The 2,222-nt window shown below is 39.9% G+C and carries 4 protein-coding genes; all 4 read right to left on the bottom strand.

What is annotated here, in order from left to right; all coding sequences use genetic code 11:
• Positions 1 to 383 precede the first annotated feature (383 nt).
• The 4 genes from C7B70_RS27465 to C7B70_RS28180 all read right to left on the bottom strand — a co-directional run bounded on the left by C7B70_RS27465 (position 384) and on the right by C7B70_RS28180 (position 2,082).
• Positions 384 to 659 carry a hypothetical protein gene (locus C7B70_RS27465; RefSeq protein WP_199192586.1) on the bottom strand — a complete coding sequence of 92 codons (276 nt, stop codon included), beginning with the start codon at positions 657 to 659 and terminating at the stop codon, positions 384 to 386.
• Entirely contained in the window at positions 656 to 1,126 is a 471-nt protein-coding gene (ubiG, locus tag C7B70_RS27460; protein WP_199192585.1) for a bifunctional 2-polyprenyl-6-hydroxyphenol methylase/3-demethylubiquinol 3-O-methyltransferase UbiG, read from the bottom strand. The genes C7B70_RS27465 and ubiG overlap by 4 nt, the downstream gene beginning before the upstream one ends.
• Positions 1,127 to 1,234: 108 nt before the next feature.
• A complete protein-coding gene (locus C7B70_RS25670) occupies positions 1,235 to 1,471 on the bottom strand; it encodes a hypothetical protein (RefSeq protein WP_146134189.1) in 237 nt (78 codons plus the stop codon).
• Positions 1,472 to 1,884: 413 nt separating this feature from the next.
• Positions 1,885 to 2,082: a hypothetical protein gene (locus C7B70_RS28180; protein ID WP_233221171.1), complete on the bottom strand. Its 198-nt coding sequence runs from the start codon at positions 2,080 to 2,082 to the stop codon at positions 1,885 to 1,887.
• Positions 2,083 to 2,222 lie beyond the last annotated feature (140 nt).

Below are 2,222 nucleotides of genomic sequence, written 5' to 3'. Positions count from 1 at the left end.
CTACTGAATAAGCTTTCATTTAATTTCAGTTCAACTTTTCTCCTTAACTGTATCTTGCCCAACCAAGAATTGCTGTAAATACCTAAATTGCATCCCCGGCTTGACTAATCGTTTTATCTCTTGATGGTCTTGAAAGGGCAATAGGATAGCCACGCTTTAAACTCTTTCCAGGGAAGCTTGTTAAACAAGTCTCTTAGGGCAACTTGAAGCGCTGTCTCTTAGCCCAAGGTCACTTGATGCCCTAACAATCGCAACAACCTGCTCCTGAATTGGCTTCAGTTGCATAAATATTACTCTTCTTTGCTGTCAGGAGAATAACAATTGCCATTTGCTATAACGTCTGCCTTGTGAAAGATTTAGGAGAACAGATTAGTGCCTACACCCTAACTGGGCATTTCTGCTTTTACTGCCTTCCCGATATACATGAGCGAAGTATTATCACTAATTGTGATGCGGAAATTTTTGTTTCTTTGGTAATAAAGATAAGCCTGTAGGTTTTCAGATATAGTTTCTCCTAGAACATTAAACCCTTTGATATCAAAATCAACAAACCCCTGTTTTTCCATTAACTCTACAAGGTGTTTAGGTTTGATAAATTTTTGCCAATCGTGAATGCCACAAGGTATTTGCCGTAATATGTATTCTAATAGCCAGATCATAATAAGTTTAGATTTAAAATTTTTGTTAATTGTATCGAAAAAAATACTCCTCCAAATTTTAATACTCGGTGAATTTCGGCAATAACTTTATTTACATCTGCTACGTGTTCTAGAACATCGACACAAATTACAGCATCAAAACTACGGGATTCATAAGGTAAATTTTCTGCAAAACCATAAGTATAATCTATTGCAAAATAATTATCATTTGCGTGTTCTTGAGCTTTTTTAATACATTTTTGAGATTGGTCAATGCCAGAGACAATTGCCCCCCGTCTTGCCATGAACTCACAAGAAAACCCTCCCCCACAGCCGACATCTAGAACGTTTAACCCTTGCCATTGATTGACATAACGATCAAAAAAGCTAAATCGAGGCTGATTGAGATGATTGAGAGCATAAATTTTGGCATTCTCATTCCACCAGCACTCGGCATTTAAGTCGTAAAGTTCTAAATCGTTTTTCATAAAAATGTCCTGAAAATACTCTTGAGTTTAACTAGATATCAGCTTGATGTAGCAGACGGGTGTAGTCATGCGGTAGTGGGTAGGTCGGCAAACTATGTAATGAATAGCTTACAGGGTAAAACCACTCTCTAGTACGACCACCTCAAAAGGTGGAACTGGTAGTACAGGAGTAGTAGGCTGCGATGCTTGGCACTGTCTAAGTTTTGTTGACTTTGATGACGGATGCTGTTGAGGTCGGTTTTGTTGCCGACGCTTGCGACCGAAAACTGCATGGCTTAATAGTGCGATTGCCCACGCAATTGCAATTAAGCAACTAAGCCCAAATAGAAACAAAAAAATTTCCATTACTTCTCCTTCGTTAACTTCTCCTACCACACCTGCGGTAACCGCACAGTATTGTATTTGCTCGGGAGTGATAAATTAGATTTTACTTAGTGTCCCAATAGTGCCATACCAATCTCAAATAGGATTAGCAAAACGATTGTCCATTCTAGTGCTGAAGCTCGCTCGGCATCGGCTTCAGCGTGGAGCATACTATAATTCTCGCGTATAAGTGCTAATTCATGTTCCACCCCATCACGCCACACATCTACTCACAAGACATTTAGCAGGGCGCTATATAGTCGGTTCCAATATACATCATCCGTTACCTTTAGAGCGTTATCAACACGCTCAGTTACTTGAGTAACTTCAGCTACCAAACTTTGAACGTCGTGAAGCAACTGGCTGTAACGGCGGACTAGGGGTAGTTCAAAGCGTTACTGTTCCCTGGCAATTCTCTGATACATTTGTGGCAGCTGTGTATCTAACTCGGCATCATAGGTACGCATGAGCAACAACTGGACATTAGCAAACTCAATTAGAGCCACAGCAGTTGCAGCAGCTAGCGGTTCTGGTTCAATCAACAACGCCCCATTCCAACTTAATAGTGCTAAATCATCTGGGTAGTAGCTCATAAGCTAACAGACATTTAGTTCGCCATAACTTTGTTTCCCTTATTACGAATACTTTTATTCCAGTTAATCGACAGTTCGCCATTATTAAGTAATCTCTTTAAGAGTTCTTTAAGTTCTTGTCCAGACGGAAATCAGCAATG

This window comes from Chlorogloea sp. CCALA 695 (assembly GCF_003003885.1).
In the GTDB taxonomy this organism is placed as follows: Bacteria; Cyanobacteriota; Cyanobacteriia; order Cyanobacteriales; family Chroococcidiopsidaceae; genus Aliterella.
The sequence above is the reverse complement of the archived record's forward strand: the minus strand, read 5'-3'. Positions and strand labels throughout refer to the sequence as shown.